The following is an 877-nucleotide window of genomic DNA, read 5'->3' as shown; positions in this document are numbered from 1 at the left end:
TGGATTGTCAACAGTAAATCAAACAACTTTTTTAAGGGCTGCAAGGCGATACTGAATAGGCGTCATATAGCCTAAAGTTCCATGAATACGATGTTTGTTAAACCAGTTGACATAATCATATAATTCCAGTTCCAGATGACGAAGGCTCTGAAAGTTCATCTGGTTCACGAACTCTGTTTTCATGATTTTATAAGTGGCTTCGGCCACGGCATTATCATACGGACAGCCTTTCTTACTCAGTGATCGACCGATTTCAAATGTCTCTAAAAGCTCATCCATCTTTTGATTTTTAAATTCGCTGCCACGGTCGGTATGAAACCACTGAATCTGACTCAGATCGCCTTTCACGGTCGCAAAGGCGCGGGAAACCAGTGCTGCATCCTTATGGGGACCAACACTATGGCCAATAATTTCTCGATTGAACAGATCGAGGAGCACACAAATATAGTGCCACTCGTTCTGGGCTTTGACATAGGTTAGATCACTGACCACCACACGTTTGCTTTCCGTTTGATTGAACTCGCGGTTCAGTATATTAGCTGGAGCCGCTTCATTACAAGCGGTTTTATGGGGCTTATATTGTGCCACCGTGTAGGTGGAAACGAGCCCTTGCTCTTTCATGATGCGGCCAATGCGACGTCTGGAGACGATCAACCCACGCTCATGGAGCTTCACTTTGATCTTGCGTGTGCCGTAGGCTTTTCGATTCTTGTGAAAGATATCCACAATAGCTTCGGTGACATCGTCTTCAGCGGCTCGTTCTTGGGCGTCATAATAAAATGTACTTCTTGCGATTTGCAGGACGTCACACATTGCTGATACCGAGTATTTATCACGATTATTCTGGATGATGGCTACTTTCGTCCCATGATCAGCG

At 44.9% G+C, this 877-nt stretch carries 1 protein-coding gene; it reads right to left on the bottom strand.

Annotation, left to right across the window (positions count from 1 at the left end; all coding sequences use genetic code 11):
* Positions 1-18 precede the first annotated feature (18 nt).
* Positions 19-877 (bottom strand): IS3 family transposase (locus L693_RS0116220; RefSeq protein WP_081752156.1); only part of this gene is annotated, 859 nt, incomplete at its 5' end.

This window comes from Paenibacillus sp. 1-18 (assembly GCF_000520755.1).
GTDB classification, from domain to species: Bacteria; Bacillota; Bacilli; order Paenibacillales; family Paenibacillaceae; genus Paenibacillus; species Paenibacillus brasilensis.
Note: the sequence above shows the minus strand (reverse complement) of the source record. Positions and strands in the feature narration are given on the sequence as shown.